The sequence below is a fragment of the Novosphingobium sp. HII-3 genome, assembly GCF_002916655.1.
GTDB lineage: Bacteria > Pseudomonadota > Alphaproteobacteria > Sphingomonadales > Sphingomonadaceae > Novosphingobium > Novosphingobium panipatense.
In genome coordinates, this window is the sequence record NZ_PPSM01000014.1 from 501,906 (window position 1) to 525,417 (window position 23,512).

Genomic DNA, 23,512 nt, shown 5'->3' on the forward strand with positions numbered 1-23,512 from the left:
TTCTTGTGCAATGGGGAGGTAGGGGCCAATTGCTTCCCGCTTGTTGCGCAGGCGTGAGGATATTTGACTTCACGGCGCGACGGTGATGGATGCCTCGCCGTCGGCCCAGACCGGAAGATAAAGGCCTTGCCCCGCAGCCTTGATGCGCCCCGTGCGTGTGCGGGTGATCTCGGCGTGGATCAGGATCGTGCCTTCGCGCTTGGCCTCTATGGCCCGGTCGATCTTGCCCAGCAGTTCGGCGTAGTCCTTTTCGAAGTTCTGCGCGAGAGCATCGGCAATCGTCGCGTCGAGCACCGGCGTGTTGGCAAGGCGCAGGATAAGGTCGCCGCCTCTCATGTCCGTCGTGCCGCTCACTTCGAATTCCTCAAACCGGACGCGGCGCGAATTGTCCGCATTGACCGGCTTGCCTGTCATCCACACCGTTCCCGTCGTGGGTCCGATCCGCCCGGCATCATCGCGAGCCGTGAAGGTTACGCCCACGGCGATGCGCCCGCCCTCGGTCCCGTAGATCGTTGCCTTGTGGAACTTTGCACGAACAGGCCCGACGCCGGGTACAGCGAAGGGGCGCGCCGAGCGCTTGTGCAAGGCTTTCATCAGCACCGGCTCAAGCTCGCGGTAATCGGCAATGACGGGGATGAAGAACGCCAGTCTCCCCGCCTCGGCCTCGAGCGGGGTCATGGCCGGCAGCGGAGTGGGGGCAGGGTCCTTCGGTCGATGCCCTACGAAGGTTTCGGTAACGGCTTTCAGGCCGAGGCGCAGCCGCATGCGCGTGCCGTCGAGTTCGTAGCCGCCGTACTGCAACTCCGTCGGCTTTACCCGCATCCATACCGGCGGGTTTCGGCGGTTTAGCGACAGCGTCGTGAAAGCGGACTGCCAGGCGTTCTCCACCTGGCGGCGCACCTGGAGCTTGCCCAGTTCGCCGGGCAGTTCGCGTTCCAGGCGCGCAATGACGGGGGCAAGCTGGCTTTCGGCCTGTTCGCGCAGGTCGATACGCTGTCCCAGAAACGTGAGGTGCGGTGCGTTGGTCCAGTCGTAGCGGATGTCCACCGTTCCCTGCGGCGCCCAGTCCTGCGCGAGGCGGATACGGATCACGGCATGGGCCATGGCGTCCGCTGTTGCCGTCTCGCGCTTCAGGACGCCGCCAATGTCTTCAGCGCGCACCACCGCGTGCAAAGGCATGGCGACGCGAATTTCCTTGCCTTTGCCCGCGAAAGTCAGCGCGCCGCGCGTGACTTCGCCCACGATCCGGCACTTCAGCTTTGGGGTCTTGAGCGTGGCTATGCCAATGTCCACGCGCTTCGATGGTACGCACGTCTGCCCAGGCTTGTTGATGGTCCACAAGGTGCGCGGGATCTGGCGTTCGAGGGCGGCGGCAAGGCTGCCGAGGTCCGCCGTCACGGGAACGGTGATAAGGGAAGCCTGTGAATCCACCGTGATTGCGTCGTGGGCGCGGGGGGGCGGCTCGTTCCGGTGGCGGTTGCAGGCAGCCAGCGCAAGCGTGCCGGCGATGGCGATCAGACCGATGCGCGGATAGTTCATTTGCGGAAAAAGTGCCCCAAACCGTGTCGCGATGAAATCCGCGAGGGGGTTTGTGGTTCCTGCTCCTCTGGCTAGGCAGCGCTGCAGGATCCGCGCATAAACGAAAAGGCCGGCGCTTTCGCGCCGGCCTTCCGAAGTCAGATCCGAGATCCGATCACATGTGGATCGGCTTGCCGGTGACAGCCATTGCCGCTTCCTTGATCGCTTCCGAGTGCGTCGGGTGCGCGTGGCAGGTGTAGGCGATGTCTTCACTGGTCGCGCCGAATTCCATAGCCTGCGCCGCCTGCGCGATCATCGTGCCGGCAACCGATGCAATGCACCACACGCCCAGCACGCGGTCGGTCTCGGCATCGGCGATCACCTTAACGAAGCCGTCAGGCTCGTGGTTGGTCTTCGCGCGAGAGTTCGCCAGCATCGGGAACTTGCCGACCTTCACCGCGCCACGTTCCTTGGCGGCTTCCTCGGTCAGGCCGACGCCCGCGATCTCAGGCTGGGTGTAGACTACGCCCGGGATGACGTCGTGGTTCACGATGCCGGTCAGCCCTGCGATGTTCTCGGCCACGGCGATACCTTCGTCCTCGGCCTTGTGGGCGAGCATCGGGCCGGGGATTACGTCGCCGATGGCCCAGACGCCGTCCACCTTGGTGGCGAAGTCGTGGTCTGTTTCGATCTGACCGCGCTGGTTCAGTTCAAGGCCGATGTTGGCGAGGCCGAGACCCTCGGTATTGGGACGGCGGCCAATGGAAACGAGGACCACGTCCGCCTCGATCACTTCCGCTTCGCCGCCCTTGGCCGGCTCGACGGTGACCTTCGCGCTCTTGCCTTCAACGGTCACGCCGGTGACCTTGGTGCCGAGCTTGAGGGTCATGCCCTGCTTCTTGAAGATCTTGGACGCTTCCTTGCGAACGTCCATGTCCATGCCCGGAAGCAGCTGGTCGAGGAATTCGACGATGGTGACTTCCGCGCCGAGGCGACGCCACACCGAACCGAGTTCCAGCCCGATCACACCGCCGCCGATGACGACCATCTTCTTCGGCACCGAAGCCAGTTCCAGCGCGCCGGTCGAGTCCACGACGACACCGCCTTCGTTGTCGATCTCAACGCCGGGCAGGGGCGTGACCGACGAGCCGGTGGCGATGACGATGTTCTTGGCCGTCACGGTCTTGCCCGCGACTTCGACGCTATGCGCGTCCTTGAACTGGGCGTAACCCTTCAGCCAATCGACCTTGTTCTTCTTGAACAGGAACTCGATGCCGCCGGTAAGGCCCTTGATCGCGTCAAGGCGCTGGCCCTGCATGGTGGGCAGGTCAAGTTCGGGAGTGACCTTGATGCCCATGGCGGCCATTGCGCCGCCCTTGGCCGCTTCGAAGTATTCCGAAGCGTGCAGCAGCGCCTTCGAGGGGATGCACCCGACATTGAGGCAGGTTCCGCCCAGCGTCTCACGCCCTTCGGCGCAGGCCGTCTTCAGGCCCAGCTGTGCCGCGCGGATCGCCGCGACATAGCCGCCGGGGCCGCCACCGATGACAAGGACGTCGTAGTCGTAATCAGCCATTTCTTGGCCTCCTCACGCTCGTGGATTTCACAAACTGGTACGAGCGGTAGTTAAGCGTTTCAGCACAAGTGAAAACCCCGCCCGACCTGAACTCGGGGCGGGCGGGGCGTTTCATCTCAGAGGTCGATCAGGAGACGCGTGGGATCCTCGATCGCTTCCTTGATGGTCTTGAGGGCAGTGACCGCCTCGCGACCGTCGATGATGCGGTGGTCGTAGGACAGGGCGATGTACATCATCGGGCGGATGACGATCTCGCCGTTGCGGACGACCGGGCGGTCCTCGATGCGGTGGAGGCCCAGCACGGCCGACTGCGGGGGGTTGATGATCGGGGTCGACATCAGGCCGCCGAACACGCCGCCGTTGGAGATCGTGAAGGTGCCGCCCTTCATGTCTTCCATGGTGAGCGTGCCTTCCTTGGCCTTCTTGCCGAAGCCCGCGATCGCCTTCTCGATGCCCGCGAAGCCGAGCTTGTCGCAGTCCTTCACGACGGGAACGACAAGGCCGTTCGGCGCCGAGACGGCGATCGAGATGTCGACGTAATCATGGTAGACGATCTCGTCGCCGTCGATCTGCGCGTTGACCGCCGGGATGTCCTTGAGCGCGAGGACCGACGCCTTGGCGAAGAAGGACATGAAGCCCAGCTTGATGCCGTGCTTCTTCTGGAACACGTCCTTGTACTTCTCGCGCGCCTCGATGACCGCCGACATGTCGACGTCGTTGAAGGTGGTGAGAAGCGCCGCGTTGTCCTGCGCGGACTTGAGGCGCTTGGCGATCGTCTGGCGCAGGCGCGTCATCTTGACGCGTTCCTCGTTGCGGGCAGCCGGAGCGGCGGCCGCCGCCGGTGCCGACGTGGCGGGCGCGGACGCCGGCTTGTTCTTGGCCGCTTCGAGGACGTCGTCCTTGGTGATGCGGCCATCCTTGCCAGTGCCCTTGATGGTCGCCGGATCGATGCCGTGCTCAAGGATCGCGCGGCGCACGGCCGGCGACAGGACCGACGAACCGGCCGAAGCCTCGTCGGCGGCCGGAGCGGCGGCAGGGGCTACCGCCGCAGCGGGCGCCGGGGTGGCGGCGGGGGCTGCGGCAGGCTTCGCAGCCGGTGCGCCTGCGCCTTCCTCGATCGTGGCGATGAGCGCGCCAACGGTGACGGTGTCGCCTTCCTTGGCGATGTGCTGGCCCATCACGCCTGCGTGAGGTGCCATGACGTCGATCGCGACCTTGTCGGTTTCGAGGCTGGCAATGGGCTCGTCAGCGGCGACGGCTTCGCCCGGCTGCTTCAGCCACTGGCCGATGGTGGCTTCGGAGACGGATTCGCCGAGCGTGGGGACCTTGACTTCGGTGGACATGATGTATCTCAAGCCTTCTGCTTGCGACGGAGTTCGGAACGAACGGAAAGATGCAGCGCATCGGCAACCAGCGCCGCCTGTTCGGCGGTGTGGCGCTTGGCGAGGCCGGTGGCCGGCGAAGCCGACGCGGCGCGACCGGCGTAGCGGGGACGAGGGGCGGAAACCCCTGCCGCCTTCGCGGCTTCCTCGATCAGCGGGTCAACGAAGAACCATGAACCGTTGTTCTTCGGCTCTTCCTGGCACCAGACGATCTCCTCGAGATTCGGCATCTTCGAGAGACGCTCGGTCAGCGGTTCGCCCGGGAAGGGGTAGAGCTGTTCGAGACGGATGATCTGGGTGTCGGTGATCTCGGCGGCATCGCGCGCTTCGAGAAGATCATAGAAGACCTTGCCCGAGCACAGGATGACCTTCTTCGTCGCTTCGTCCGCCGAGCCGTTCGGGTCGGAGAGGATGCGCTTGAAGTCGCCTTCCAGGAACTCCTTCGCGCTTGACTTCGCCAGCGGGTGGCGGAGCAGCGACTTGGGAGTCATGATGATCAGCGGCTTGCGGAACGGACGGCGCATCTGGCGGCGCAGAACGTGGAAGTAGTTCGCGGGGCTGGTGATGTTGCAGACCTGGATGTTGTCCTGCGCGCAGAGCTGCAGGTAACGCTCCAGGCGCGCCGACGAATGCTCCGGCCCCTGGCCTTCGTACCCGTGCGGCAGCAGCATGACGAGGCCGTTCGCGCGCAGCCATTTGGATTCGGCCGAGGCGACGTACTGGTCGATGATGATCTGTGCGCCGTTGGCGAAGTCACCGAACTGCGCTTCCCAGAGGACGAGTGTTTTGGGATCGGCGCTGGCGAAGCCGTACTCGAAGCCGAGCACGCCGTATTCCGACAGTGTCGAATCCAGCACTTCGAAGCGGCCGTGCGGCAGCGTCGAAAGCGCGACGTACTTGTTCTCATTCGTCTGGTCCGTCCACACCGCATGGCGCTGCGAGAACGTGCCGCGACCGCAGTCCTGGCCGGAGAGACGAACGCCATAGCCCTCGGTGACGAGGCTGCCGAAGGCGAGGGCCTCCGCCGTCGCCCAGTCGAAGCCTTCGCCGCTCTTGAACATCTCTTCCTTGGCGGCGAGCACGCGAGCGAGCGTCTTGTGGACGGTGAAGCCCTCGGGGACGGTCGTCAGGGTGCGGCCCAGGCTTTCGAACAGCTTGGGCTCGACCCGCGTGTCGACGTTGCGGCGCGCGGTTTCCGGATCGGCCGGCTTGTGGAAGCCGCTCCACTGGCCACCGAACCAGTCGGCCTGGTTCGACTTATAGGTCTTGGCCGCCTCGAACTGCTCTTCGAGGTGCGCCGTGAAGGCCGCCTCGGTTTCCGGCAGGAAGTTCGCGTCGATGACGCCTTCCTTGAGGAGACGCTCGCCGTAGATCTTGCTGACCGGCGGGTGCTGGCGGATCTTCTGGTACATCAACGGCTGGGTGAAGCCTGGCTCGTCGCCTTCGTTGTGGCCGAAGCGGCGGTAGCACCACATGTCGATCACGATGTCGCGGCCGAAGGTCTGGCGGTAGTCGATCGCCAGCTTGCAGGCGAAGGTCACCGCCGCCGGATCATCGCCGTTGACGTGCAGGATCGGCGCCTGGACGCCCTTGGCGACGTCCGAGGGATACGGCGAGTTGCGCGCGAACTGCGGGCTCGTCGTGAAGCCGATCTGGTTGTTGATGATGAAGTGGACGCAGCCGCCGGTGTTGTAGCCCTTCACGCCCGAGAGGCCGAAGCACTCCCAGATGATGCCCTGGCCCGCGAAGGCCGCGTCACCGTGGATGAGGACCGGCAGCACCTGCTTGTGCTTGGCGCCGGGGCCGATGTCGTCGCCGATATCGTCCGCGATGGTCTGGTAGGCGCGCACCTTGCCGAGAACGACCGGGTCGACCGTTTCGAGGTGCGACGGGTTCGGCATCAGGCTCATGTGAACCTTCGTGCCGTCGAAGTCGCGGTCGGTCGAGGTGCCGAGGTGGTACTTCACGTCACCCGACCCGCCAACGTCCTCCGGGTTGGCGGTGCCGCCCGAGAATTCGTGGAAAATGACCTTGTACGGCTTCGCCATCACGTTCGCGAGGACGTTCAGGCGGCCGCGGTGGGCCATGCCGTAAACGATTTCCTTCACGCCGAGCTGGCCGCCGTATTTGATGACGGCTTCAAGCGCCGGAATCATCGATTCGCCGCCATCCAGGCCGAAGCGCTTCGTGCCGACGTACTTCTTGCCGAGGAACTTCTCGTACTGCTCACCGCGCACGACGGCCTGCAGGATCGCCTTCTTGCCTTCCGGCGTGAACTCGATCTCCTTGTCAGCGCCTTCCATGCGCTCCTGGAGGAAGCGGCGCTCCTCCGTGTCGGCGATGTGCATGTACTCGAGGCCGACCTTGCCGCAGTAGTTCGCGCGCAGGATCTGCACGAGTTCGCGGACGGTGGTCCATTCCAGGCCGAGGGCGCCGCCGACGTAGACCTTGCGGTCCTGGGCCGCTCCGACGAAACCGTGGTAATCGGGCGTGAGGTCGGCGGGCAGCTTGCGCTGGTTCAGGCCGAGCGGGTCGAGGTCCGCCGCGAGATGACCGCGCACACGATAGGTGCGGATCAGCATCATCGCCCGGATTGCATCGGCCGCCGCTTCGTCTATGCGGGCCTGGTCGACCTTGACGCCGCCCTTGTCCGCCGCCTTCTTGATCTCGGCCTTCAGGACAGTGGGATCGAGGCCCTGGGTCCAGTCGTCCTCGGCCTCGCCGCCGACGAGCGGCCAGCTGCCGCGCTGCCAGCTCGGTCCGGCCTGGGGCTCGTCGAGTCCCATGTCGGGGGTGAAATCAAAACTCTCGTCGCCCATAGGAAACACCTATCGCCACGCCCGGACAGCAAAAATCGTCCGGCGTCTCGGTTTGGCGGCTGACGGGTCCAGCAGGAGAGCCGTTAGTCCGCTCGGGTACTCACGCCGGGACCGAATGCCCCGTGCGCGTCTTGGTAAGCGCTCCCGGGCGGCAGGGTTCCTGCCGTACCGCCCGGTTGCGCCTTAAATCAGGCGTAAGCCTTGATGGCTTCCACCAGCGTCTCGCCCAGCAGCGAGGGGCTGGACGACACCTTGATGCCGGCCTCTTCCATCGCTGCGATCTTGTCCTCGGCGCCGCCCTGGCCGCCCGAAACGATCGCGCCCGCATGGCCCATGCGGCGGCCCGGAGGCGCCGTACGGCCGGCGATGAAGCCCGCCATCGGCTTGCGACGGCCGCGCTTGGCTTCGTCCTTGAGGAACTGGGCCGCTTCTTCTTCCGCTGAACCGCCGATTTCACCGATCATGATGATCGACTTGGTTTCCTCGTCAGCGAGGAACAGTTCGAGGACGTCGATGAAGTTGGTGCCGTTGACGGGGTCGCCGCCGATGCCGACCGCGGTGGTCTGACCAAGGCCTGCCGCGGTGGTCTGGAACACGGCTTCATAGGTGAGCGTGCCCGAGCGCGACACGACGCCGACCGAACCCTTGGAGAAGATGTTGCCCGGCATGATGCCGATCTTGCATTCGTTGGGGGTCAGCACGCCGGGGCAGTTGGGGCCGATCAGGCGCGACTTGGAGCCGACGAGCGCGCGCTTCACCGGCACCATGTCGAGAACGGGAATGCCCTCGGTGATGCAGATGATGAGTTCCATCTCGGCGTCGATCGCTTCGAGGATGGCGTCGGCGGCGCCGAACGGCGGCACGTAGACGCACGATGCGGTGGCGCCGGTGGCGGCCTTGGCTTCGTGGACCGAGTTGAACTGCGGCAGGCCGAGGTGCTCGGTGCCGCCCTTGCCGGGGGTCACGCCCGCGACCATCTGCGTGCCGTAGTCGAGGGCGGCCTGGGTGTGGAAGCTGCCCGTGGCGCCGGTCATGCCCTGAGTGATGACCTTGGTGTTCTTGTTAACGAGGATCGACATCGGTTTTCCTGTTCCTGATCATGGAAGCAGCCGGTGAGGCCGGGGAGGTTCCAAGAAACTGTGAGGCCCTCGCGCTGCCGGCCCGGGTGCGGGGCCGGCGGCGCGAGGGCAGTGTGTGTCTGTGGCCTCAGGCCAGCGTGTTGTCGATGCCCTTGCAGGCGACCAGCAGTTCCTTGACCGCGTCGACCGAGACCTGGAGGTTGGCCTTGGCTTCTGCGTCGAGTTCGATCTCGATGACCTTCTCGATGCCCTCGGCGCCGATCATGGCGGGGACGCCGACATAGAGGCCGTCAACACCGTACTGGCCGTCAACATAAGCCGCGACCGGCAGGATGCGCTTCTGGTCGTTGAGATAGGCTTCGGCCATCGCGATCGCCGAGGCTGCCGGAGCGTAGAACGCCGAGCCGGTCTTGAGCAGACCGACGATCTCGCCGCCGCCCGAACGGGTGCGCTGCACGATGGCGTCGATCTTCTCCTGGGTGGAGAGGCCCATCTTGATAAGGTCCGGAACGGGGATACCGTTGACGGTCGAGTACTGCACGACCGGCACCATGGTGTCGCCGTGGCCGCCGAGCACGAAGGTGTTCACGTCGCGGACCGAGACGCCGAATTCCCAGGCCAGGAAGGTCGAGAAGCGAGCGGAGTCCAGCACGCCGGCCATGCCGACGACCTTGTTGTGCGGCAGGCCCGAGAATTCGCGCAGCGCCCAGACCATCGCGTCGAGCGGGTTGGTGATGCAGATCACGAAGGCGTCGGGAGCATACTGCTTGAGGCCTTCGCCGACGGCCTTCATGACCTTGAGGTTGATGCCCAGGAGATCGTCGCGGCTCATGCCCGGCTTGCGGGGAACACCGGCGGTGACGATGACCACATCGGCGCCCGCGATGTCAGCGTAGTCGTTGGTGCCGGTGATGCTGGCGTCGAAGCCTTCAACCGGGCCGCACTGCGACAGGTCAAGAGCCTTGCCCTGGGGAACGCCCTCGGCGATGTCGAACAGGACGATATCGCCCAGTTCCTTCTGCGCCGCGAGGTGCGCCAGCGTGCCGCCGATGTTGCCGGCGCCGATAAGGGCAATCTTCTTACGAGCCATGATCCGTCAGTGTCCTTCCCAAGGCGGGATTTCCGGACTTCAAGGCGGCCTGCTCTTAATCCCGCGAACGGCAGGTGCCGGGTTGCGAAGGCGGCCCTACGCCCCTTGGCAGGGCATTGCAACCGCCAAAGGCCTCTTTCTCCGATGAGCCCGGAACTTTTATGTGATAATAGTTCGCAATTTCATTAAGCGCTCGAATGCGGCGGAAAAGGCCGTGTTTGTTCATGTTTCAGCAACGCGCGGCAACGGTTCGACCCGCTACGCAGGCCTCTCTCGAGCATTCCACCCGCGACTCGGCAAGGGCTGACCCGGGACATCCTGATGCAGGTAAAGCGATCGACCCGCAGCGGGCTTCAGATCACGAGACGGGCGGCGGTCGCGGCGGCGAGGCGGGGGTCGAAGCGGCCGCAGATGTCCAGCCACCGCGCCCGCTCTCTCGGCTGCCGGGAAACGCCGGCAACCTCGGCCTCTTCCGCCGCACGCCGTGCTGCGGAAAGGCCATGGCGGGCGAAGTGCATGAGCGCTTCGGCGAGGCGCGCGTCCTCTCCCGAGGTGTCTTCGCAGGCAAGCGTGCGCAGGATGCGCGGCGAGAGCACCGCATTGTCGTTGGCAGCGCCGAGCGGCGCGTCCTTGCAGATGACACCGCAGACGGCCGGCACCGTTCCGTTAAGGGCGGCGGCAAAGCGGATGGTCATAAGAAGGTGCCCCTCTGTGGCTGCGACGTTGTGTGCACATTGTCACGCGGCAGGGCTAAGCTATCGTGAGAAAGTATGGTTTACGAAATCCTGCCACGGGCATCTCGGGCCGTGAAAGCCACGGCCCGCCGCTTCGTCCAACGCCGCGTGGACAAATGCGAACGTCAGCTAGCGCCCCAATCCTGCCGGAACGTAAGCGCCCCCTAGCGGATGTTTCGACAGGCGCTATGCAGGCATGATGATCCGGCGAAGCTTGTTCATCTTAGGTGCGGCGGTTTTTGGCGTGCTGCTGCTCATCGTGGCCGTCCCCTTTGCCCCACCATTGCTGAACTGGCTGACGTACGATCCCCAAGCCTGCGCCGTCTACTCCGAGAAGAACATCGCGGATTTCGTAAGCGCTGATCTGAGTGCTGGGCGCAGCGTCTGCTCGATCAGCAAGCCACAGAGCTGGTCCAACGATAACCCTGCCGATGTTATTATCTGCGACGGCGAACGGCGATCAGTGGAACGCGCTGAGGTCTATCCTGACTGCGGGATTGAACACAGACCTATGGGCCGCTGAGCTGCCTGATGGCAGCTAACCACCCGTGTCAGTCTTTCACGCCGGTGTCGAATCTGTCCACACGGTCTAGCGAGTACCCGCGGATGCGCCGTTTGGCGTTGCAATCCATCGCCCGGAATTCGCGTACTCAGGGCGGATGCCCTGCGTGCCCGGCAGGTTGCGCGCCGTGTAGAGAGCCTCGCCGCCCCGCTCGCGCACCTGGCTTGAATAGGCAGGCGCGGGTGCTGCCGGGGCCTTCGCTTCGGCGGCCATGTCCTGCACCGCCGCCCCGGAAGCGGGAAGGCCGGTCGCGAACGCCTGCTGCACCGCCAGAGGATCGAGCGCGGCGCTGACAGCGGCGCTGGCGGCGCTGTCGTCCCGGCGGTGCGGCGCGGCGACAGGTTCCCCGCCCAGGTAGGCGAAGCGAAACGTCGCGGGTTTTCCGGCGGCGCCCCGGAAGGCGTAGAAGCGGTGCGCGCCGATGGTGCCCAGGGGGTGCAGGCTTGGCGCCCAGTACGGCCGGACCTGTACAGTGTGGTAATGCGTGGCGAGCCCCGCCGGCGCATAGACATAGCCCGCCAGCGCAGCACGCGCGACGGCGCGGGCCCGCTCCCAGAACATCGGCTGCGGCCGGCGCGCCAGCGACCCGTCGCACGTGAAGGAGAACTGGCACCCGGTCGATCGCTCCGACCCCTGGTAGACGACGCCGCACACCGTGCCGGGATAGGCGGGATGAGCCACCCGGTTGAGCACGACCTGCGCGACCGCGCGCTGGCCTGCGTCGGGCTCACTCGCCGCTTCATAGTAAATCGCCGCCGTGAGGCACTGGAGCGCGCGGGTGCGATCGACGCCGGACCTGTCGATAAAGAGGGGGCGGGCGAAAGGCAGCGGGCCGCTTGCCCGATCGTCCGCGTCCGAATGGATGCCCTCGCCGATCTGCAGAGGGCGCGTCTCCGCTTCAAGATAGTAGAAGGCGGAGCCCGGAAAACTTGCACCGGCCTGCTCGAAAGGTATCGGCTGCGGGCCCGATTCGGAAAGCGCGGCGTCAGCGATGGCGAAGCGCCCCCAGTCATCGCCCCACTCATCGGGCGCCGCGAAGGCGGGCAGCGCGACCGTCATGGCCGCCGTCATGACGTAGATCCAATGTCGCTCAAGCCCGCGTGGACGCCGTCCGACCGGCCGGGCGCGGCGCGGATACCGTGCGGCGAAGTCACGGGGCCTCTGGACCACGAGCTGCTCGCGCTCCATCCGATGCGCCTCTGCGGCGTCTCGTTCGGTGGAGGCGGGGGGAGCAGGCACGCGTTTCCTTTCAATCTCGAGCGTCGCCTACTGCAAGTGGCCGGATGGCGCATCCTGCCGTTTCGGAGCCGTCCCGTTGCGGTACAGGGTGGCTCCTATCAGCAAAGGTTTACGATTTGCTCCGAAGCGGCCGCCTCTTTGCGCGGCGGGAATGCGGCACCGCCGGAGCGGCTTGCCAAGTGGGCGGCGCACGACTATCCGCCCGCTCACGTCATGGGTGCCTGTAAGGGCCTAAGAGGGAAGCCGGCTGCAATTGCCGGCGCTGCCCCCGCAACTGTGACCGGGGAGGGGCCTTCAACAAGCCACTGGCCGCAGGCCGGGAAGGTGAGGGCGCACCGGCGATCCGGAAGCCAGGAGACCTGCCCGCTGACGGTCGTTCCGCAATCGGACGGGGTGTACCGGTTGCAGCGAGCGTGTCGCGCCGAAAGGTCCGGCTCGCACGCCTCCGCCATGAACGGCAAGAGCACGTTCAAGGTCGGGAGGCCACATGAAGTACCTGTTTATGCTTGCCACAGCGCTCACGATGGCGCCTGTTGCCCAAGCGGAAGAGATGGCGCCCGCTGATGGTGGGCGCTCCGATATCGTCGTGACCGCCACGCGTGAGCCAACGCCGCTGACCCAGGTGGGCCAGTCGGTGAGCGTCGTCACCCGCGACGAGATCGAGCGCGTTCAGGCGATTTCGGCCACGGACGTCCTCTCCCGCCTTCCGGGCATTTCGGTGGTGCAGTCCGGCGGCTTTGGCCAGCCGTCGAGCGTCTTCATACGCGGTGCCGAGAACGCGCAGTCGCTCGTGCTCATCGATGGCGTGCGCATCAACGATCCGGGCGACGTGGGGGGTGGGTTCGATTTCGGAGCCTTACCGATCGCGCAGTTCGATCGTGTCGAGGTGGTGCGCGGCGCATCCGGCGTGCTGTGGGGGAGCCGCGCGGTGGGCGGGGTCATCAACCTTATCACGGCCGAGCCGACCGAGGAATGGAGCGCGCGTGGCCAGGCCGAGTACGGCTGGCGCGATCGCAGGCAGGCGAACGTGTCGGCCTCCGGGCTGGTCGGCCCCGTCGGGGTGGTTCTCGGTGCCAACTGGATGAAGGGCGACGGCTTCTCCGCGTTCAACGAGCGGCGCGGCGGGACGGAGAAGGACGGCTTCGAGAGCCGGAACGCCAATGCGCGCCTCTCGCTGGAACTGGCTCCCGGGCTTTCGGCGGATGCGGGCGGGTTCTACACCAAGGCGAATTACGATTACGACGCGTCCGGCGCCGACGCGCTGCACGTCGGCCTGAAGCGGGATACTCTGGGCTACGCGAACCTGCGTTATGCCGATGCCGCCGGTCGCCTCAGCGCGCGCTTCGGCTACGGCCTCAACGACACCCGGCGCGTTTCGGACGATGCGGTCTTCGGCCCGTACGAGACAAACGGCCGGACCGAGCGGCTGGAAGCGCAGGCCAGCTTCACGCCGTTGGAGATGGCCAGCCTCCTCGTCGGCGGGGAAACCGAAAAGCAGACGTTTGACGACAACTACGGCGCGCGCGATTCCACCCGTATCAACAGCATCTTCGGCAACCTAACTCTTCGTCCGCTTTCCGGCCTGACGCTGAATGGCGGGCTGCGTTACGACGACAGTTCCGATTTCGGGGACCGCACCACCTTCGCCGCCAACGGCGCCTGGGTGCTGGGCGAGGGCGAGGAAGCAGCGGTCCTGCGTGCGAGCTACGGCGAAGCCTTCAAGGCGCCGTCGCTGTACCAGCTCTACACCAACGCCGGCTTCCGCAATCTTGATCCCGAGACCTCGACCAGCTGGGACGTGGGGCTGGAGCAGCCCTTCGCGCAAGGAACGGGCCGCTTCACGCTGACCTATTTCGACCGCAGGACGCGCAATCTGATCGACTACGACCTGGCGAACTGGAATTACTACAACGTCGGTCGGGCCCGCGCGAAGGGGCTTGAACTGGGAATGCAGGTGACGGATTGGGAGGGCTTCGACGTCAATCTCGCCTATACCTACCTGGATGCCACCAACGCGATCACCGGGACACAGCTGGCTCGTCGGCCGCAGAACAACGTCTACGCCAGCATCGACAAGACCTGGGAAATGGGGCTGAAGCTGGGCGCGGACCTGCGCGTCGGCGGCGGGCGCTATGATGACACGGCGAACACGCTCTATGTGACGGGGCATGCCGTGGTCGGTCTTCGCGCGGCTTATCCGCTGACGGATACGGTGGAGGTCTACGGGCGGATCGAGAATCTTCTCGATGAACACTATGAAGTGGTTCGCAGCTACGGCACTCCGGGACGGTCCGCTTACGCCGGCATCCGGGTGACGATCTGATGCAGCGGGCGGCTCTTTCGTCCTACGGGCGCTGGAGCCGCCGACTGTCGCTGCTGGCGGCATGCGCCGTGCTGGCGGGGTGTCAGCCCAGGGCCGCCGGACCTGACGGGACGCCGCCCTCGCATCCGCGCATCGTCTCGCTCAATCCTTGCACGGACGCCGTGCTCGCGGACGTGGCGTCGCCGGGGCAACTGCTTGCCGTCTCGCACTACAGCCACGATCCAGCGTCGACGTCGATGGGTGTGGCACGGGCTGCCACCTTCGGAAAAGTGTCCGATGCGGTTGAGGACATCCTGGCCCTTCGCCCGGACGTGGTCGTCGCCAGCAGCTTCCTTGCGCCTGCCACCGCGCAGGCGCTGCGGGACATGGGGATAGCCGTGCATCTGGAACCGCTCCCCGCTGACCTCGCCGCCGCGCGCGAGCAGGTCCGAAGGCTGGCGAGCCTCGCCGGCAACCCGGCAGGCGGGAAAGCGCTCGTCACCCGGATCGACACGGCCCTTGCAGCGGCCGCTCCCCCTGCGGGATCGCGGCCCGTCCGCGCGCTGCTGTGGCAGTCGGGCGGGATCGTCGCGGGAGACACCACGCTTATCGCCGACCTGATGCGCCACGCGGGGCTTGCCAACGCAGCGGCGGCCCGCGGGCTCTCGCAGGCCGACTATCTGCCGCTGGAGCGTGTGATCGCGGATCCGCCGGAACTGGTGCTGACCGCCGAGACGGAGGGCGGGGAGGAAAACCGCCTGCTCGATCATCCCGCACTGGAGCGGGTGAAAGGGCTCGTACGCGTGCCGATCGATCCGGGGCTGGCCTGGTGCGGCGGGCCTACGATACCGCGGGCCTTGGCGCGGTTTGCCGAAATACGCCGGGCTATGAGACAAGAATCGCCGCGAGCGGAGGGTCGGCCATGAACCGGCGTCTGATCCTCGCCCTTTCCCTCGCGCTCGCTTTCGCGGTTCCGCTTTCGCTGCTGGCAGGGCGGGTCTGGATTGCCCCTTTCTCCCCGATGACGGGCAATGCAGCGCTCATCCTCATGGAGCTGCGGCTGCCGCGCGCGGTGCTGGCGCTGGTCGTCGGCGCGGGGCTGGGCATCTCGGGTGCCGCGATGCAGGGATACCTGCGCAATCCGCTTGCCGACCCTGGCCTCTTCGGCATAGCGCCGGGCGCCGCTCTCGGCGCGGTTCTGAGCTTCTGGACGGGCTATGCCGCGTCGGTCTGGCTCCTGCCGGTGTTCGCGCTTGCGGGCGCAGCCGGGGCCATGGCACTGCTGGCGCTCGTCGCGGGGCGGCAGGCGGGGGTCGCGCTTTTCGCAATGGCCGGGCTGATGATCTCCAGCCTGGCGGGCGCGCTGACCAGTCTTGCCATCAGCCTCTCGCCCACGCCCTTCGCCATGGGCGAGATCGTCACCTGGCTGATGGGGGCGTTGACAGATCGGTCCTGGCGCGAGGTCCTGATCGCCGCGCCGCTGACCGCCGCCGGGATGGCGCTCCTGCTGACCGCCGGGCGCGGGCTGGACGCGCTGACGCTGGGCGAGGCGGCTGCCCGCTCGCTGGGCGTGGAGCCGCGCAGGCAGCAGGCGCTGATGATCGCCGGCGTCGGGCTGACGGTCGGCGCGGGCGTGGCGGTGGCGGGGATCATCGGTTTTGTCGGCCTTATTGTGCCGCATCTCGTACGGCCGCTGACGGATCGCAGGCCGTCCTCGGTCCTGATGCCGAGCGCGCTGGCAGGCGCGCTGCTGCTGCTCGTGGCTGATGCCGGGTGCCGCATCCTCCCGCTGGCGGGAGGAGAACTGCGGCTCGGCATAGCGCTCAGCCTGCTGGGAGCGCCGTTCTTCCTCGGGCTGCTGCTGCGCATGCGCCGGGGGCTCGCATGAGCGCGGACCTGCGGGCAACCGATCTCAGCCTCGGCACCCGGCTCAAGGGCGTGACAGTGGCGTTGCGGTCCGGAGAGGTCACGGCGATCTGCGGACCGAACGGGGCGGGCAAGTCGACGTTGTTGTCCTGCCTGGCGGGGCTGACCGTGTCCGATGCCGGAGCCGTCACGCTGGAGGGTGAGGCGCTGTCCGCGCTCCCGGCGCGCAGGCGCGCACAGGCGATCGGCTACCTGCCGCAGGGGCCCGAGGTTGCCTGGGATGTCACCGTGGACGTGCTCGTGGCGTTGGGGCGTCTGCCTTGGCAGGACGCGTCCTCGCCGCAGGGGCAGGCCGCGGTGGAAGCGGCGATCGCGACGATGGACCTTCAGCCGCTGCGGACGAGGCCAGTCTCCCGCCTCTCGGGGGGCGAGCGGGCAAGGGCGCTCATGGCCCGGGTGCTCGCCACGCAGCCCCGCTGGCTGCTGGCGGACGAACCGCTCGCCAGTCTCGACGTTGGCCAAGCGCTGGCCCTGATGAAGCGGCTGAGGGAGCAGGCGGACGCCGGGCGCGGGGTGGTCCTGGTCCTGCACGACCTGGCGACGGCGATGAACCACGCCGACCGCGTGATCGTGCTGAAAGACGGACGGCTCGCCACGGATGGCGAGCCGGACCAGTCACTTGCCGCCGACATCATCGGCGCAGTCTGGGGATGCGAGGCGCGATGGCTGGGCGAGCCCGGAACCCGGGCGCTCTCGGTAAGTTAGCGGTCAGGAGGGAACGAAGCGTCCTTTTGACCAGACCCGCATCGGATTTTCGCGGTGGTCGGTCTGGCGCTGGTGCTCTTCGCGCTGGCGGTCGAGGATCAACGATCCGGTTCCGCGTGCAAAGCGGCTGCGACGGAAGGGGATTTCGGCTCCGATGGTCATTGTCACTCTCCTCTGGAGAGGCAACGACGCACGGCCCCCCGGGGTTCCCTAGCGCGTGCCCACGCCCCGCTCGAACTGCGCCTGCAGATTGGCGAGCGTGCGGGGCGCTATCGGAGGGAGGGCGCGTGCCGGCTTTCCCTTGCGCAGCGCGGCGCGGTCCTTTTCATCCGGCTCGACCACGCGCACCCGCACGGCCGCCTTGCCGCGATGTCGCACGCCGAGCAGTTCCGCCGCGCCGCGCGAAAGGTCAATGATGCGGGCGCTCTCTCCGAAAGGCCCACGATCGTTCACACGCACGACGATGCGCCGGCCGGTGTCGAGTGCGGTGACTTCCACGTAGGTGGGAAGAGGAAGGGTCTTGTGCGCGCCCGTAATCCACGAGGGACGAAAGCGCTCGCCATTGGCCACCTGGTTGCCGCTCTCGGAGCCGTACCATGTGGCATAGCCCAGCATGTCGTAAGCGGGCTGGGCGGCAGGCGTGTACGTGGTGCCGCGCACTTTATAGGGCGGGCCGATCCGCACCGGCACGTCGCTCACCGGGCGGTAGCGCGTTCCGCCGCCGCAGGCGGCGAGGAGGGCAGCGAGTGCGACGACGAGGGCGCTTCGGAATGGACCGGGCATGGCTGCGAGCCTAGCGCCCGGGCGAGGCGGCTCCAACGCGCCTTTGCCCACTTTCCACAAGGGTGCGCGGAACCCGCATCGCGTGCAGCCGGTTCTGCCCTACCGGACCTGCAAGTACGGAGCCACGATGCCCACTATCCTCGAGACCATGACGGTTGCCGCGCGCGATCGGGCGCGCATGGCGGAAGTCAGCACCATCATCGGGCGCTTCGGTCTGGATTCGCTTCTCGCGCGGCTGGGGCTTGGCGGCGAGGCGCGCGAGGATGCCGATCTCCCCACCCGCACCCGCCGGGCCCTTGAAGCGCTGGGGCCGACATACGTGAAGCTCGGCCAGATCCTTGCCACCCGGCGCGATCTGCTGACGGATGAGTGGATCACTGCCTTCGAGCACCTGCAGAGCAACGCGCCCCGTCTGCCGTTCGATCAGCTGCGACCGGTCGTGGAAGCCGCACTGGGCGAGCCGCCGGAAGCGGCCTTCGCTCGCTTCGACGTCGAACCCTTGGCTGCGGCCTCCATCGCGCAGGTCCACCGGGCGGTCCTGCACGACGGCACGGAGGTTGTAGTGAAGATCCGCCGCCCCGGTATTCGCAAGGCGATGGAAGCGGACCTTCGGCTGCTGCGCCATCTCGCCGTCCTCGTGGAGGAACGCAGCGCAATGGCGCGGCGTATGATGCCGTCTGCCATGATCGAGCAGTTGGGGCGCGAGATCCTCGACGAACTGAACTTCACGAATGAAGGCCGCAACGCGGACATGCTGCGCGCCGACCTTGCCACCATGCCGGAAGCGGTGGTGCCGCGCATTCATTGGCAGCACACCAGCGACGCCGTTCTGGTGATGGATTACATCGTCGGCGTACCCCCACGCGATCCGGTCGCGTTGCGCGACAGGGGCATCGATCCTTCGGTCATCGCCGATATCGGTGCGCGCATGGTGCTGGAAATGGTACTGGTCAACGGGCGCTTCCATGCCGATCCTCACCCCGGCAACATGCTTTGCCTGCCGCCCGGCCAGCGTGGGACGGGAGAATCCGCTGGGGCAGGCGCGGGCGAACGGCTGGCGCTGCTGGACCTCGGTTCGGTCGGGTTCGTCAGCCCGCGTCGCCAGCATGAGTTCCTCACTTTCATCCTCTCGCTGCGCAACAACGACCCTGCTGGCGTGGCGGACATGCTGGCGCTCTGGTCCCAGGCCGGGGAAGTCCCGCGCGAGCGGTTGCTGACGGCGTCGGAGCGCCTCGTCGCGCGGCACGGCAGCGGCGCTCTGGTGCTGAACGCGATGGTGGCGGATTTCTTCCCGTTGCTGCGCAAGGAAGGCCTGATCCTGCCGCCCGATCTCGTGCTCATCTTCAAGGCCATGGTGACGATGGACGGCGTCCTGTCCGCCATCGCGCCTGACTTCGACCTCTCCAAGGCGCTGACGGCGCTGCGTGGCCGGCTCGTCTCCGCACGGCTGACCCGGCTGGCCGAGCCGGAGCGCCTGGAGGCGCTGTTCCTCGAAGTGTCGCGGCTGTCAGCCGATGCACCGCGGCTCATGCGGGCCGCCACCGCGCGGCTGGAACAGCGTGATCCGCCGACGCAGAGCGACGGGACGGCGCGTGCCATCCGTCATGCGGGGACCTTCGTGGGGGCTGCCATCGTGCTGCACGCGGTCGCGTCGCTGCTCGTGGCTTTGATGTAGGAGAGGTTGCCGGCGGCGGGCCGCGCTTAACGGGCGCAGCGGTTGTAGTTCCCGGCGTTGCAGGCGGCGACGTCCTTGCGCCAGGCGCGCATGTCGCGCTCGTACTGGCGGCGCTGCGCCGCATAGTCCGCCTGGCCCTCCTCGTACGCGCGCCTGTCCCGTGCGTAGCGGCTGCCGCTGTCCCGGGCCGCCTCGTGATCGCGCCACCCTTGCGCATAGCCGGCATCGCGACGGCGCACGTAATCCAGTTGCTCCCGGTTGAGGCGGCGGATCGTGGCGGCGTCCTTGGCGATCGCTTCCGGGGTCATCGCCGCATCGCGGGGATCATCCGCGAACAGCGGCGCCGGAATACTCATGCACGTGACAAGGGCCAGAGCCAGAACCGAACGCGCAACCCGCATGAACCGCCACCCTCATCAATCTGACGAGGTGCGTTTGCCTCTTTGGGGTGGCGGTTGCAAAGCGGATGCGACGAGCGGTTCATCGCAAAAGCAGGCGGGCCTCGCGATTCGAGGCCCGGAGCCGGGCGACGGGCCTCAGCGGGTGGTGCCGGGTACGGCGGGTTCGGGGGGGCACTTTACCGCATCGCCGTCCCAGCAGGCCTTGGTGCGCACCTCCCACTGGTCGCGGCTGGCGCGGTAGGCTCCGACTGCCTCATCGTGCGCCTGCAGCGTGTTCGCGTAAGCCTGTGTGTCGCGGCGGACCTTCATCTCGTTAAGGGCAACCGCGGCTTCGTGCTGCGCCTCGCTCGCGGAATTTGCTGCGACCTGCCGCTGTGCCGCTTCGGCCTGCTGCGCGTTCAGGATACGGCGTTTCTCTTCGGGGTTGCCCGGTTCGGGCCGGCTTGATGCGGGTGCGTCTACCGTCTGAGCGGTTGTTCGCGCGGTCGGCTCCTGCGCCGTGGCGGGCACGGTCAGGGCGAGGGCTGCAAGAGTGGCAGCGAGGCTGGGGATCGGGCGCATGGCTTTCTCCTGTGTCGTTGGCCAAGGGTTCGTAGCGGGACGAACGCCCGGGAGCCGGCCGGTATCCGCTGGGCAACCGCTTCACCCTCTCAGCCGTTGCTGACGAACGACGAGGCGCCGCGTGCCCCCCGCATTACCGCCGCCGCCAAATTTCCATTTCCCCGCCGTCCCTTGCCTTGACCTGCGTAGATCCCATCTAAGCGAAAACCCGCGAAGCGCCCTTGATGGCCGCGAACAAATCTGGAACACAGCCTTCCCATGAGTCTCTCCCACATCACGGTGCGCGGTGCGCGCGAGCATAACCTCAAGGGCTTCGACATCGCGCTCCCGCGTGAGAAGCTGATCGTCATCACCGGGCTTTCGGGTTCGGGCAAGTCCAGCCTCGCGTTCGACACGATCTACGCCGAAGGGCAGCGCCGCTACGTGGAATCCTTGAGCGCCTATGCGCGCCAGTTCCTCGAGATGATGCAGAAGCCCGATGTCGAGCATATCGACGGCCTCTCGCCCGCGATCTCGATCGAGCAGAAGACGACGAGCCGCAACCCGCGCTCCACCGTCGCCACCGTGACCGAGATCTGGGACTACATGCGCCTGCTCTGGGCGCGCGTGGGCGTGCCCTATTCCCCCGCCACAGGCCTCCCGATCGAGGCGCAGACGGTGTCGAACATGGTCGACCGGGTGATGGCCCTGCCGGAAGGCACGCGCCTCTACCTGCTCGCCCCCGTGGTGCGCGGCCGCAAGGGGGAATATCGCAAGGAACTGGCCGAGTGGCAGAAGGCGGGCTACACCCGCGTGCGCATCGACGGCGAGTTCTACGCGATCGAAGATGCCCCCGCGCTCGACAAGAAGTTCAAGCACGACATCGAGGTCGTGGTGGATCGCATCGCGGTGAAAGACGGTATCCAGACCCGCCTGGCCGACAGTTTCGAGCAGGCGCTCAAGCTGGCGGACGGCCTGGCCTACGTCGACCTGGCCGATGGCATCGTGCCGGGCCGGGAAGAGGGCGGGGAGGGCACCAACCTCAAGGGCGCGGGCCTGCCCGCCAACCGCATCGTCTTCTCCGAGAAGTTCGCCTGCCCCGTCAGCGGCTTCACCATCGAAGAGATCGAGCCGCGCCTGTTCTCGTTCAACGCGCCGCAAGGCGCCTGTCCGGCCTGCGACGGCCTTGGCGAGAAGCTGCTGTTCGATCCCCAGTTGGTCGTTCCCAACGAGCATCTGACGCTCAAGCAGGGGGCTGTCGTCCCCTGGGCCAAGTCCAACCCGCCCAGCCCCTACTATATGCAGGTGCTCTCCAGCCTTGCCGCACACTTCGGCTTCGCGCTGACGACGCCGTGGGACGAACTGCCCGGCGAGGTCAAGCTGGTGATCCTCTACGGCACCGGCGGCAAGGCGGTGCCGCTCACCTTCAAGGACGGGCGCAAGGAGTACACCGTCAACAAGCCGTTCGAAGGCGTAATCGGCAATCTCAACCGCCGCATGATCCAGACCGACAGCGCCTTCATGCGCGAGGAACTGGCCAAGTACCAGACCGCGCAGCCGTGCGAGACCTGCCACGGCAAGCGCCTCAAGCCGGAGGCGCTGTCGGTCAAGGTGGCGGGCAGCGACATCGCGGACGCCGCGCGCCTCTCCGTGGCGGACGCCTTCGCGTGGTTCGGCGGGCTGGAAGACAGGCTCACCAACCAGCAGCGACAGATCGCGCACGCCATCCTCAAGGAGATCAACGAACGGCTGGGCTTCCTCAACAACGTCGGCCTGGACTACCTCAACCTCGACCGGACCAGCGGCACCCTCTCCGGCGGTGAGAGCCAGCGCATCCGCCTCGCCAGCCAGATCGGCTCGGGCCTCTCGGGCGTGCTCTACGTGCTCGACGAGCCCAGCATCGGCCTCCACCAGCGCGACAACGACATGCTGCTCGAAACCCTCAAGCGGCTGCGCGACCTCGGCAACACGGTCATCGTGGTGGAGCATGACGAGGATGCGATCCGCACCGCCGACTACCTCGTGGATCTCGGCCCCGGCGCGGGCGTCCATGGCGGCGAGGTCGTTGCCGAAGGCACGCTCAAGCAGGTGCTCAAGAGCAAGAACAGCCTTACCGCACAGTACCTCAACGGCACCCGCCGGATCGAGGTGCCCACCGAACGCCGCAAGGGCAACGGCCACTTCGTTTGCGTAGAGAACGCGCGCGCCAACAACCTGACCGGCGTGACCGCGAAGTTCCCGCTCGGCACCTTCTGCTGCGTGACGGGGGTTTCGGGCTCTGGCAAGTCCTCGCTCACCATCGACACGCTGCAGGCGGGCGCCTCGCGGCAGCTCAACGGCGCGCGGGTGATCGCGGGCGCACACGACCGGATCACCGGGCTGGAAAAGTGCGACAAGGTCATCGAGATCGACCAGTCGCCCATCGGCCGCACGCCGCGCTCCAACCCGGCCACGTACACCGGCGCCTTCACTCAGATCCGCGACTGGTTCGCCGGCCTGCCGGAATCCCAGGCGCGCGGGTACAAGCCCGGCCGCTTCAGCTTCAACGTCAAGGGCGGCCGCTGCGAAGCGTGCCAGGGCGACGGCCTCATCAAGATCGAGATGCATTTCCTTCCCGACGTCTACGTGACCTGCGAGGAATGCCACGGCAAACGCTACAACCGCGAAACGCTGGAAGTGAAGTTCAAGGGCATGTCCATCGCCGACGTGCTCGACATGACGATCGAGGACGCCGAAGAGTTCTTCAAGGCCGTCCCCCCGATCCGCGATCGTATGCACATGCTGAACGAAGTTGGCCTCGGCTACGTCAAGGTCGGCCAGCAGGCGACGACCCTCTCGGGCGGCGAGGCGCAGCGCGTCAAACTCGCGAAGGAACTCGCCCGCCGCTCCACCGGCCAGACGCTCTACATCCTCGACGAACCCACCACCGGCCTCCACTTCGAAGACGTGCGCAAGCTCCTCGAAGTGCTCCACCGCCTGGTCGACCAGGGCAACTCGGTGGTCGTGATCGAACACAACCTCGACGTCATCAAGACCGCCGACTGGATCATCGACATGGGCCCCGAAGGCGGCGTCCGCGGCGGCGAGATCGTCGCCGAAGGCACGCCTGAGGATGTGGTGAAGGAACCGCGCAGCTTTACGGGCCAATACCTGAAGCCGCTGCTGGGAAGCTGGGCGAAATAGC

The 23,512-nt window shown here is 66.6% G+C and carries 19 protein-coding genes and 1 riboswitch; of the genes, 7 read left to right on the forward strand and 12 right to left on the reverse strand.

Going from position 1 to position 23,512, the window contains the following annotated elements:
* Nucleotides 1-69 precede the first annotated feature (69 nt).
* From C2R25_RS06220 to C2R25_RS06250, 7 genes are all read right to left on the reverse strand, one after another.
* A complete protein-coding gene (locus C2R25_RS06220) occupies nt 70-1,539 on the reverse strand; it encodes a DUF4403 family protein (protein ID WP_103728331.1) in 1,470 nt (489 codons plus the stop codon).
* A 154-nt stretch (nt 1,540-1,693) separates the two neighbouring features.
* Nucleotides 1,694-3,091 (reverse strand): dihydrolipoyl dehydrogenase, encoded by a 1,398-nt coding sequence (gene lpdA / locus C2R25_RS06225; RefSeq protein ID WP_103728332.1) that lies wholly within the window; start codon nt 3,089-3,091, stop codon nt 1,694-1,696.
* Nucleotides 3,092-3,207: 116 nt separating this feature from the next.
* Entirely contained in the window at nt 3,208-4,434 is a 1,227-nt protein-coding gene (odhB, locus tag C2R25_RS06230) for a 2-oxoglutarate dehydrogenase complex dihydrolipoyllysine-residue succinyltransferase (RefSeq protein WP_103728333.1), read from the reverse strand.
* 8 nt (nt 4,435-4,442) lie between these two features.
* Entirely contained in the window at nt 4,443-7,292 is a 2,850-nt protein-coding gene (locus tag C2R25_RS06235) for a 2-oxoglutarate dehydrogenase E1 component (protein WP_103728334.1), read from the reverse strand.
* Nucleotides 7,293-7,480: 188 nt separating this feature from the next.
* Complete coding sequence (sucD, locus tag C2R25_RS06240) at nt 7,481-8,371, reverse strand: succinate--CoA ligase subunit alpha (protein WP_103728335.1); 891 nt, start codon at nt 8,369-8,371, stop codon at nt 7,481-7,483.
* Nucleotides 8,372-8,498: 127 nt separating this feature from the next.
* Nucleotides 8,499-9,461, reverse strand: a complete 963-nt coding sequence (gene mdh, locus C2R25_RS06245) for a malate dehydrogenase (protein ID WP_103728336.1) — start codon at nt 9,459-9,461, stop codon at nt 8,499-8,501.
* Nucleotides 9,462-9,814: 353 nt separating this feature from the next.
* A complete protein-coding gene (locus C2R25_RS06250; protein ID WP_103728337.1) occupies nt 9,815-10,156 on the reverse strand; it encodes a hypothetical protein in 342 nt (113 codons plus the stop codon).
* A 235-nt stretch (nt 10,157-10,391) separates the two neighbouring features.
* On the opposite strand from C2R25_RS06250, the gene C2R25_RS06255 reads away from it, so the two are divergent.
* A complete protein-coding gene (locus C2R25_RS06255) occupies nt 10,392-10,718 on the forward strand; it encodes a hypothetical protein (RefSeq protein ID WP_103728338.1) in 327 nt (108 codons plus the stop codon).
* 66 nt (nt 10,719-10,784) lie between these two features.
* Here the strand turns inward: C2R25_RS06255 and C2R25_RS06260 are convergent, their stop codons facing one another.
* Complete coding sequence (locus tag C2R25_RS06260; RefSeq protein WP_369825692.1) at nt 10,785-11,996, reverse strand: cell wall hydrolase; 1,212 nt, start codon at nt 11,994-11,996, stop codon at nt 10,785-10,787.
* A 198-nt stretch (nt 11,997-12,194) separates the two neighbouring features.
* Nucleotides 12,195-12,378: riboswitch (cobalamin riboswitch) on the forward strand.
* Nucleotides 12,379-12,483: 105 nt separating this feature from the next.
* On the opposite strand from C2R25_RS06260, the gene C2R25_RS06265 reads away from it, so the two are divergent.
* From C2R25_RS06265 to C2R25_RS06280, 4 genes are read left to right on the forward strand one after another with little or no spacing between them, the layout of a single operon-like run.
* Nucleotides 12,484-14,319: a TonB-dependent receptor domain-containing protein gene (locus C2R25_RS06265; RefSeq protein WP_103728340.1), complete on the forward strand. Its 1,836-nt coding sequence runs from the start codon at nt 12,484-12,486 to the stop codon at nt 14,317-14,319.
* Nucleotides 14,319-15,224 carry an ABC transporter substrate-binding protein gene (locus tag C2R25_RS06270; RefSeq protein WP_103728341.1) on the forward strand — a complete coding sequence of 302 codons (906 nt, stop codon included), beginning with the start codon at nt 14,319-14,321 and terminating at the stop codon, nt 15,222-15,224. The genes C2R25_RS06265 and C2R25_RS06270 overlap by 1 nt, the downstream gene beginning before the upstream one ends.
* Entirely contained in the window at nt 15,221-16,186 is a 966-nt protein-coding gene (locus tag C2R25_RS06275) for an iron ABC transporter permease (RefSeq protein ID WP_103728342.1), read from the forward strand. The genes C2R25_RS06270 and C2R25_RS06275 overlap by 4 nt, the downstream gene beginning before the upstream one ends.
* Nucleotides 16,183-16,929: an ABC transporter ATP-binding protein gene (locus tag C2R25_RS06280; RefSeq protein ID WP_103728343.1), complete on the forward strand. Its 747-nt coding sequence runs from the start codon at nt 16,183-16,185 to the stop codon at nt 16,927-16,929. Before C2R25_RS06275 ends, C2R25_RS06280 begins: the two co-directional genes overlap by 4 nt.
* 3 nt (nt 16,930-16,932) lie before the next feature.
* On the opposite strand, the gene C2R25_RS20665 is transcribed toward C2R25_RS06280, so the two are convergent.
* Entirely contained in the window at nt 16,933-17,091 is a 159-nt protein-coding gene (locus tag C2R25_RS20665) for a hypothetical protein (RefSeq protein WP_199183771.1), read from the reverse strand.
* A 48-nt stretch (nt 17,092-17,139) separates the two neighbouring features.
* Nucleotides 17,140-17,712, reverse strand: coding sequence for a septal ring lytic transglycosylase RlpA family protein (locus tag C2R25_RS06285; protein ID WP_103728344.1), 573 nt, complete (start codon nt 17,710-17,712; stop codon nt 17,140-17,142).
* Nucleotides 17,713-17,839: 127 nt separating this feature from the next.
* Here C2R25_RS06285 and C2R25_RS06290 point away from each other — a divergent pair, with 127 nt between their 5' ends.
* The gene (locus C2R25_RS06290) at nt 17,840-19,387 is read left to right on the forward strand and encodes an AarF/ABC1/UbiB kinase family protein (protein ID WP_233203813.1); all 1,548 of its coding nucleotides are present in this window, start codon (nt 17,840-17,842) and stop codon (nt 19,385-19,387) included.
* Between the two features lie 26 nt (nt 19,388-19,413).
* Here the strand turns inward: C2R25_RS06290 and C2R25_RS06295 are convergent, their stop codons facing one another.
* Entirely contained in the window at nt 19,414-19,788 is a 375-nt protein-coding gene (locus tag C2R25_RS06295; RefSeq protein ID WP_233203782.1) for a hypothetical protein, read from the reverse strand.
* Nucleotides 19,789-19,923: 135 nt separating this feature from the next.
* Nucleotides 19,924-20,349 (reverse strand): hypothetical protein, encoded by a 426-nt coding sequence (locus tag C2R25_RS06300; protein WP_103728345.1) that lies wholly within the window; start codon nt 20,347-20,349, stop codon nt 19,924-19,926.
* Between the two features lie 258 nt (nt 20,350-20,607).
* Between C2R25_RS06300 and uvrA the strand changes: the two genes are divergently transcribed.
* Nucleotides 20,608-23,511, forward strand: coding sequence for an excinuclease ABC subunit UvrA (gene uvrA / locus C2R25_RS06305; protein ID WP_103728346.1), 2,904 nt, complete (start codon nt 20,608-20,610; stop codon nt 23,509-23,511).
* Nucleotide 23,512 lies beyond the last annotated feature (1 nt).

What these genes read in the sequence shown, in the direction of transcription:
- C2R25_RS06220 (WP_103728331.1), bottom strand. Translation starts at nt 1,539, where the DNA reads ATGAACTATCCGCGCATCGGTCTGATCGCCATCGCCGGCACGCTTGCG.
- lpdA (WP_103728332.1), bottom strand. Translation starts at nt 3,091, where the DNA reads ATGGCTGATTACGACTACGACGTCCTTGTCATCGGTGGCGGCCCCGGC.
- odhB (WP_103728333.1), bottom strand. Translation starts at nt 4,434, where the DNA reads ATGTCCACCGAAGTCAAGGTCCCCACGCTCGGCGAATCCGTCTCCGAA.
- C2R25_RS06235 (WP_103728334.1), bottom strand. Translation starts at nt 7,292, where the DNA reads ATGGGCGACGAGAGTTTTGATTTCACCCCCGACATGGGACTCGACGAG.
- sucD (WP_103728335.1), bottom strand. Translation starts at nt 8,371, where the DNA reads ATGTCGATCCTCGTTAACAAGAACACCAAGGTCATCACTCAGGGCATG.
- mdh (WP_103728336.1), bottom strand. Translation starts at nt 9,461, where the DNA reads ATGGCTCGTAAGAAGATTGCCCTTATCGGCGCCGGCAACATCGGCGGC.
- C2R25_RS06250 (WP_103728337.1), bottom strand. Translation starts at nt 10,156, where the DNA reads ATGACCATCCGCTTTGCCGCCGCCCTTAACGGAACGGTGCCGGCCGTC.
- C2R25_RS06255 (WP_103728338.1), top strand. Translation starts at nt 10,392, where the DNA reads ATGATGATCCGGCGAAGCTTGTTCATCTTAGGTGCGGCGGTTTTTGGC.
- C2R25_RS06265 (WP_103728340.1), top strand. Translation starts at nt 12,484, where the DNA reads ATGAAGTACCTGTTTATGCTTGCCACAGCGCTCACGATGGCGCCTGTT.
- C2R25_RS06270 (WP_103728341.1), top strand. Translation starts at nt 14,319, where the DNA reads ATGCAGCGGGCGGCTCTTTCGTCCTACGGGCGCTGGAGCCGCCGACTG.
- C2R25_RS06275 (WP_103728342.1), top strand. Translation starts at nt 15,221, where the DNA reads ATGAACCGGCGTCTGATCCTCGCCCTTTCCCTCGCGCTCGCTTTCGCG.
- C2R25_RS06280 (WP_103728343.1), top strand. Translation starts at nt 16,183, where the DNA reads ATGAGCGCGGACCTGCGGGCAACCGATCTCAGCCTCGGCACCCGGCTC.
- C2R25_RS20665 (WP_199183771.1), bottom strand. Translation starts at nt 17,091, where the DNA reads ATGACCATCGGAGCCGAAATCCCCTTCCGTCGCAGCCGCTTTGCACGC.
- C2R25_RS06285 (WP_103728344.1), bottom strand. Translation starts at nt 17,712, where the DNA reads ATGCCCGGTCCATTCCGAAGCGCCCTCGTCGTCGCACTCGCTGCCCTC.
- C2R25_RS06290 (WP_233203813.1), top strand. Translation starts at nt 17,840, where the DNA reads ATGCCCACTATCCTCGAGACCATGACGGTTGCCGCGCGCGATCGGGCG.
- C2R25_RS06295 (WP_233203782.1), bottom strand. Translation starts at nt 19,788, where the DNA reads ATGCGGGTTGCGCGTTCGGTTCTGGCTCTGGCCCTTGTCACGTGCATG.
- C2R25_RS06300 (WP_103728345.1), bottom strand. Translation starts at nt 20,349, where the DNA reads ATGCGCCCGATCCCCAGCCTCGCTGCCACTCTTGCAGCCCTCGCCCTG.
- uvrA (WP_103728346.1), top strand. Translation starts at nt 20,608, where the DNA reads ATGAGTCTCTCCCACATCACGGTGCGCGGTGCGCGCGAGCATAACCTC.